Annotated in this window: 7 protein-coding genes; 3 read left to right on the plus strand and 4 right to left on the minus strand. The window is 53.4% G+C overall.

Annotated features, from left to right (window positions below; genetic code table 11):
• Window positions 1-233: 233 nt before the first annotated feature.
• The gene (locus tag ACR1XY_RS23805) at window positions 234-1,418 is read right to left on the minus strand and encodes a formylglycine-generating enzyme family protein (RefSeq protein WP_480597196.1); all 1,185 of its coding nucleotides are present in this window, start codon (window positions 1,416-1,418) and stop codon (window positions 234-236) included.
• A gap of 376 nt (window positions 1,419-1,794) precedes the next feature.
• Here ACR1XY_RS23805 and ACR1XY_RS23810 point away from each other — a divergent pair, with 376 nt between their 5' ends.
• A complete protein-coding gene (locus ACR1XY_RS23810) occupies window positions 1,795-2,253 on the plus strand; it encodes a hypothetical protein (protein ID WP_170403745.1) in 459 nt (152 codons plus the stop codon).
• A gap of 167 nt (window positions 2,254-2,420) precedes the next feature.
• Here the strand turns inward: ACR1XY_RS23810 and ACR1XY_RS23815 are convergent, their stop codons facing one another.
• Both ACR1XY_RS23815 and ACR1XY_RS23820 read right to left on the minus strand, forming a co-directional pair.
• Window positions 2,421-2,834: a VOC family protein gene (locus ACR1XY_RS23815; protein WP_170403748.1), complete on the minus strand. Its 414-nt coding sequence runs from the start codon at window positions 2,832-2,834 to the stop codon at window positions 2,421-2,423.
• A gap of 181 nt (window positions 2,835-3,015) precedes the next feature.
• Complete coding sequence (locus ACR1XY_RS23820) at window positions 3,016-3,672, minus strand: VOC family protein (RefSeq protein WP_480597198.1); 657 nt, start codon at window positions 3,670-3,672, stop codon at window positions 3,016-3,018.
• Window positions 3,673-3,989: 317 nt separating this feature from the next.
• On the opposite strand from ACR1XY_RS23820, the gene ACR1XY_RS23825 reads away from it, so the two are divergent.
• Window positions 3,990-4,403 (plus strand): cupin domain-containing protein, encoded by a 414-nt coding sequence (locus ACR1XY_RS23825; protein ID WP_010443737.1) that lies wholly within the window; start codon window positions 3,990-3,992, stop codon window positions 4,401-4,403.
• Between the two features lie 71 nt (window positions 4,404-4,474).
• On the opposite strand, the gene ACR1XY_RS23830 is transcribed toward ACR1XY_RS23825, so the two are convergent.
• A complete protein-coding gene (locus tag ACR1XY_RS23830; protein ID WP_260026720.1) occupies window positions 4,475-6,187 on the minus strand; it encodes an adenylate/guanylate cyclase domain-containing protein in 1,713 nt (570 codons plus the stop codon).
• 340 nt (window positions 6,188-6,527) lie between these two features.
• On the opposite strand from ACR1XY_RS23830, the gene ACR1XY_RS23835 reads away from it, so the two are divergent.
• The gene (locus ACR1XY_RS23835) at window positions 6,528-7,160 is read left to right on the plus strand and encodes a tyrosine-type recombinase/integrase (protein WP_171329876.1); all 633 of its coding nucleotides are present in this window, start codon (window positions 6,528-6,530) and stop codon (window positions 7,158-7,160) included.
• The last annotated feature ends 114 nt before the right edge of the window (window positions 7,161-7,274 follow it).

Below are 7,274 nucleotides of genomic sequence, written 5' to 3' on the forward strand. Positions count from 1 at the left end.
AGATATCTGGGCGTCGAACTTGAAGACGCTCTAGCGATCGCCGAAGCCATTGAAATCTAGTGCAGTTGGGTCGCTTTCGCAGGCGGCCCAAACCGGCCCTTGCCGTTGTCGTCAAGAGCTGCGGCGCAGCTTCACCAGACCAGACATTCGCTGCGGCTGCAAAATTGAGCGCACGGCGAACTGGTGGTCTGCGGACAAAGCGGCCACTGTATCGGGCGTCACCAAAGGCTGTTTTATTGCTCCGGGGTTAAATCGCGGACGACACGAAACCCATTCCAAGGCGCCCAGTAATCACTCGAAATGGCAACGCGTCGGGCGGGTCTTGCTAACTCTACCGGCCCGGCATACGCACCTCCCTTTATCGAACGCTTACAATCGGGACGGTCTGCATCTACTGCCAAGTATTGACTGGACGTTTCTAAGCCGCGATGCGGTCCTTCTCCGCAGGAACTTGTGAATTCACCGGCGTTACCGGACATATGCCGGAGCCCCCAATCATTTGCCGCATCGAGATTGTCTACCGGCAAAAGTTCTCTGGCACTTCCAAAATCAAGTTTCCAAACACGTTCACCATCCACATCTTCGAAGCGGTAGTTTAGAAAATTGGCCTGTTCTAATGTCAGAGTGTCGCCTTGCGCATACCTTGTTGTTGTGCCGGCCCGTGCTGCGTATTCCCATTCCGCTTCAGTCGGAACCCTGTAGACATTTGCCCCCACCTTTTTGTTGAGCCACGACGTGTAATCAAGCATCTCATAATAAGTCATGCCAGTCATTGGGCTGCGTGGATGGGTTGCATGTGGTCCCTTGGGAAGGCGAAACCTAACGCGTGTATCTGGATTTGGAGTACAATCCACGGCGCTCTCACACGAAGAGTATTTATAGCGCGGAAGGTCCTTTTGTCCCATCTCGCAGCCACCGTCTTCAACGCAAGCTGCCCATTCTTCGCGCGTAACTTCGTTGCGTCCCATAGCGATAGGCAGATCAATAGTAACCTGATGGATGGGCACTTCGTGCAGAAACGGATTGACAGAATACTGGGGGTCATCCTGTTGGACGACGTTTCCACTTGCATAATATTGTCTTAGACCCTCTTCAGGTCGATCTGGATCGATGCCAAGGTTGGTAAAGGACTGTCTGAGCTTCAATTCGTAGTCAGATGGGTCGAGTTTCGTGGTTAAATAGGTATTTGTGGTTAAATATCCGCTTAACTGCGCAGCATTCGCCTCTCGGACCGTTGAGCCCATTTGAAACTCACCCAGCGGTAGAACGATCATCTCCGGGCAAACATCACAGTCTTGAAAAACGTCGAGGGTGTTCACCCTTTCGCCGTTCGCGGTGACATAAACTTCTTCAGCAGATGCAACGTCTCCAAACATTAAAAGAATTATCAGCCCCACGACAGCAAGTGTACTACACATCAATTGTTCCCAAAATTAGGTCTGGTTGTTCTGTGCATACGAAAACTGGCGTGCGCTTCAAAGCCGACATTCTCTTTTTTGAAGCATATGTTGCTTTGGGCTCTTCGAGGCCATCGGATGCATTGCAGCATCAGCCGAAAGTTCAGTCTGAGGGATTGTTGCGGACGGCCCTGAACTGCCGTTCACCGACACATGTCGCCGCTGCGGTGCGGCCCGTAGAACCGGCCATTCGCTGCAGGCGCAAATTCTCAGGACGCACGGACTCACAGTCAGCGGACAAAGCTGACTCTGCAGGTCTGGCTACGAGTTCCCTTCCTAGCAATAAATTCCGTAGGCTCTATCATGCTGGCTTTGCCCCACTGTCGAAGGAAACAACATGTTGCGTTCAATGCTAATCCCCGCAGTTCTTATTGCACCTCATTGTCTGACTGCTGCAGAGAAAGTGTCGGTAACGAACTTCTATGTCGTCAACCAAGAGCAAATTTCCGCGGGCGAGGACGTGTTCTGGAAAGAGGACAACTATGGGACTTATACCGTTGACGAGGGACCAATCGATCCTGGGTTTGTCCGGTGCGTTGGCTCGGGTTTCGGCGGACCCAGCGGTGTCAGTGGCGGTGGCGTCTGCGTTTATGGTGAAGAAGAAGACACGTTCACCATGAGATGGGAGGTTGTTGCCTTCGGCGTCAACAACTGGCGGATCGTTTCCTCGACCGGCAAATACTCGGGGATGACTGGAAGTGGAACGACCAAAACACGTGTGGCGTCAAAATTCCTGGCGCTACCGCACCGTATTTCTGACTGGGAAGGCGAGGTTGCCTTGCCCGCTAGGGATTGAAACTCGAACTGAAAAGGTCGGGGATGATGGTGATTTGAAAGGTTGGCAAAGCCCGCATTGGGCTCTCGCCGGACCTACACCGCCAGACGTTTGGGAGGACGTAGCGCAGCGCTTTTCGACAGTTTGTCAAAGCTCCGCATTTGGAGCACTGGTGATAGTTTGATGTCTCAACTGCTTTCACCATCTTTGTGGCAGACAACCTCGAGCTTAATGCCGTGTGGGTCGAGCCAATAGGCCGCATAGTGGATCCCGTATTGAGGAAACTCCTGGGGTTCGTCCAGAATATGTGACTTCCGCGAGAGTGCCCAATTGTACGCCTCATGCACGATCTCACGCTTTTCCACCGAGAATGCCAGGTGCTGTAGCCCGGTAGCGTGGCGCAAATAGTGCCCATCGTCCCTCGCCTGGTAGAAGAACAGCTGCGTCCCGAGTTTCCCATCCGGTCCGTAGTTGAATGCCGGTTCGGTTTTGAACCACTCCTTGAGGCCAAGGATCGGCATTAGCTCATCATAGTAGGCCTTCGCCGCCGCAAGATCCGGCACCGCGATGCCGATATGATCTATGAATCCCGTTCTGGGCATGACTGCTCTCCAGTTCTTAGAGCCTCATGGCCCCTACCTTAGCTGTGATCAGCCAGCTGATTTGTGCTCTTGGTTTCGACATCGAGGCTACAATGATTACTCTCTACGATGCAAAATTCGAAAAGCTAGTGCTCGTTCCCGACCCTGGTTGCGTGGCTGACATCGTGTTGCACTCCGTTTATTACGCCAGCCTGTTGCTTACCTCGACCAAATTGTCATCTGGATCGCGGAAGTACACGGACATAAGCCTGCCGACGGCGCCCAGTTTCTCAGAAGGACCTTCCACGATAGTGACGTCATGCGCGCGAAGCGTCGCGGTGATTTCCTCAATTGGTGTGTCGGTCAGTAGGCAGAAATTACCGCTTCCCGGAACGGTTTTATTCGCCAGATCCGGTGCTGTGCCCACACCTTGAAGACTGATTTTGTTTGAACCGAAGTGTAGGGACCATTTGCCGGGGCGTTCCTCTCGCGGGGTCATGCCTAACACTTGTTGATAGAACTCAAGCGTTACGTCGACATTATGAACGCAGAGAACGATGTGATCGAAGCCGTGGATGTTCATGGACAAAGCATACCTTTGGTCAGTTTCCCTGCAAGAGGTGAGCACCGTGATGTCGATCAGACCAAGCTGTCCGACCAAGCGGTTTTGAATTTGCTCGTTTGTCAGAGTTTCAATTGTCTTGCTCAGTATCCAAACATTTCCGAAAGGATCGCGGACGCGGCCCTCTCGCTTACCAGGAGGTCGGTCCTCGATTTCGATGACAACTTCCCCGCCGAGGTCCGTCATCGCCATGGTGATTTCATCCCGGATTTGCGAAACTCGGAGCTGACGCAGCATAAGCCCCTGCCCTGTTTTTCGAGACATTTTCAACGGCCCATTCCGGACACTGAGCACCCAGGCAAGATTCTGCGGTCGCAGCCCGCTTTGCGGTCATTCGCTGCAAGCGCAAAATCTGGTCTGGTTCGAATTCACAGATCGCAGGACTAAGCCGCCACTCGCCGCACCGTCCACTAAGAAGCGCTCCGCGAACTTTGCGGACCCTGGAACAGCCTTTGACACAACAATTTGGAACGCCGCGGTTAACCGCGTGCACACCAGCATTGATTTCGAAAAGGTCCCAATGCCATCATCTTCTAAAAGTAGGAGGGGATTAGATGTGGAAACCAATCATATTTGCTTTTTTGATTGTCGTGACTGGTGCCGCTGCGGCTATGTCGCACGATGTGCGGGATCCAGCGACTTTGCAAAAACCGCTTATTCAGGACTTGCTAACCGAGTCGCTCAAAAGCACTGAGGGCTTGGAGGTTGTCGTGAGCCATGTTGCCCTACCACCAAACCTCACTTTACCAATGCATTGGCATCCCGGTGAAGAATTTGCCTACATTCTGCAGGGCAGCGTCACCCTCATCCTAGACGGCGAAGGCGAACAAGAAGCTTTTTCAGGTGACGTAGGCATCGTTCCGTTGAAAAAAGTGCACACCGCTCGCTCAGGGGACGAAGGGGCAACCATTTTGGTGTTCCGTGTCCATGAGGAGGGCCAGCCAGGCAGAGTTTTGGTCAGCAACTGATTTTCAAGACAAAGGCGAAATATCCTTTACCGAATGCATGGTTGTCGGAACCGGGGGGGTGCCGTTTGTCTTCACACTTGCAACCCTGCTTTTTTCCACCCGCTGCGCCAGCGATCAGCGCAGGTTGGAATAGAGAATAATGGTAAACGTGTTGTCTCGGTTATCGAAGCCGCATTCGGAGCGATTTCGTTCAATTTGACAGCCGCTGTTTTTGCCGCATCTATGTCATCGAGCTCAGCGAGCGAGGCAATCAGCATCAGGTGGCTCATCAGGAAGGTTGCACGCACAGACAAGGCTTCGCGACAGGCCTGCGCGGCTTCCTCATAACGTCCCAAGTGAAACAAGGCGGCACCCTGTCCCATGAAAGCGGCGTGCCGCAATGGATCACCTGGGCTGAGTTCGACAGACCGGACTGCATGTTCCAGCGCCTTGTCAGGGCGATTCAGCAAATAAAGATTTGCAGCGGCGAGCATGTGGACCGTCGCCGCGTTGGGATTTTCCGACAATGCTTCCTTAAAGGCTGTCCGCGCGCGGGACAGGTCTTGTGCCAGCATAGAGATCGAATGTGCGGCATAAGCCTTTGCAATGCCGTCCGCGCGATCGCTCCGCAGCACCTGCTCTGCGGCCGCGACAGCTGACTTGGGTCCCTGATCTACAGGTTCCAAACCTTGCACAAGACGTTGGATATGAAGCCATGCTAGCAAGCCCGCTGCGGAGGCGTATTCCGGATCTCGATCCAAAGCCAGTTTTGTCAGTCGTATTGCCTCTATGTTGTCTTGGTCAGTCAGCAAGTGGAAATGTGATAAAGCTCGGAGGTAGAGCTCGTATGCCTGTAAGTCCTTGGTGGGTTTTGCACGCGCACGATTTGTTTCAGCGTGCCGCACCGATGGTTCAATAGCTGTAACTACGTCTTCGGTGACTTGATCTTGAAGATCAAAGATGTCGTCGAGCACACCGTCAAAGCGGTCCGCCCACAAATGGCTCCCATTTTCGGTATCTATGAGCTGTCCCGTGATGCGGACGCGCTGCCCGGAACGCCGAACGGAGCCTTCCAGTACATACCGAACCCCTAAGTCGCGGCCCACGTCGCGGATGTCCGTGCTTTTCCCCTTATAAGCAAAAGAAGAATTTCGTGCGACGACCATCAACCAACGAAACCGAGATAGCTCAGTTATGATGTCTTCCGTTATGCCATCGGCAAAGAACTCCTGCTCCGGATCACCCGACATATTGTCGAATGGGAGCACTGCGATTCCCGGCCTCACATCCGCTTTGATCGCGAGATTGGCTTTCGTACCCTTTGGCCAACACCAGATTCCAACATGCCGCGTGATGTTTTTCAGTTCGGTTTGCTCTCCGCCGTCGAATAATCCCGCATCGTTACGGTCAAGGCTGTTATGTGACGTATCCGAAAAGAGCACTTGTCCCGGCTTCGCGAGAGCCTCCAGACGCGCCGCAACATTGATGCCGTCGCCGAAAATGTCATCGCCATCGGTTACCACTTCCCCTGTGTGAACCCCGATGCGCAGTTTGATGTGGTCAGGTTTGAGGGCGGACTGAACTGCAATCGCGCAAGCTGCTGCTTCAGATGGTGATTGAAACTCGACGATCCAGCCGTCGCCCATGCTTTTGATCAGTGAACCATTGGTATCTTCCACGATCGGGAGAAACGTGTCCTCGCGGAAGGTCTTTAATGCAGCGACTGTGCCAGTACGGTCCTGATCCATCAGCCCGGAATAGCCCACAATGTCGGCGGCCAATACCGTCGTGAGACGTCTTCCCATTCACCCCTCCTCTTTGCAATGAAGTTAGCTCGGTGGGTTGCTTCTGTCAGCCCATTCGTCAGATTTTGAAAAGCCTTAATGAATAGAAAGCACAGGTACAGGCATACACGCACAACTAAAAAGGTAATGCTCAAATACCTGTCGCGCATTCAGCAAACGGTCACCTTCATATCCGCGGAGTTAGTTACTTGCGTTTCTTTAGCTGCCAATGTTCGTGGCAAAGCAATTCCGCTTTGGGCTCATCGCGGACCTTGGAGGCAGCGCGGCATGCTGTGATAAAATTTTCCAGTCAACGTTGGGTTGTCGTTGTGGGCGGGCATGGCGGATCGGAGGATCAACCATGGAAACACCAAACTTACCTGCCATTCGTGCTCTTCGCCCAGCCTGGAACAAAGGACGCATCGTCGGCCAGAAGCGACCGCTGAAACCAAAACATGTCTGGGCAATCCGAGTTCGCCTCGAGCTTGCCGAAAATCATCGCGATCTTGCGCTCTTCAACATGGCAATCGACAGTAAGCTTCGCGGCTGCGATCTGGTGAAGATGAAGGTCGCCGATGTCATGTCATCGGGTCAGATTAAGGAACGGGCTTCGGTCCTTCAAAGCAAGACGCAGAAACCCGTGCGCTTTGAGATATCAGAGGGCACACGTGCCTCTGTTGAGAAGTGGATGGAAGATGAGCTGATGGTCGGTTCGGAGTACCTTTGGCCCGGCCGATTTCATGAACGCCTGTACATCTCGACACGCCAATATGCACGGATTGTCCGCGATTGGGTCACGTCGATCGGCCTCGAAGCAAGCGCCTACGGCACCCATTCCATGAGGAGAACCAAGGTCACTCAGATCTACAAGAAGACCGGAAACCTACGCGCTGTTCAGCTTCTGCTTGGCCATACTAAGATGGACAGTACAGTCCGGTATCTCGGCGTCGAACTCGAGGATGCCCTAGCAATCGCCGAAGCGATAGAGATCTAAAATCAACGGGCCGCTCTCGCGGGCGGCCCTAACCGGATGAGGTGGGTGGCTCCTGCTCCACCGGCATCGAATGTGCCAAAGTGCAGTTGTCATCGACTGCTAGGAAAGGAGCCA

It is taken from the genome of Ruegeria sp. AD11(2025) (assembly GCF_056542405.1).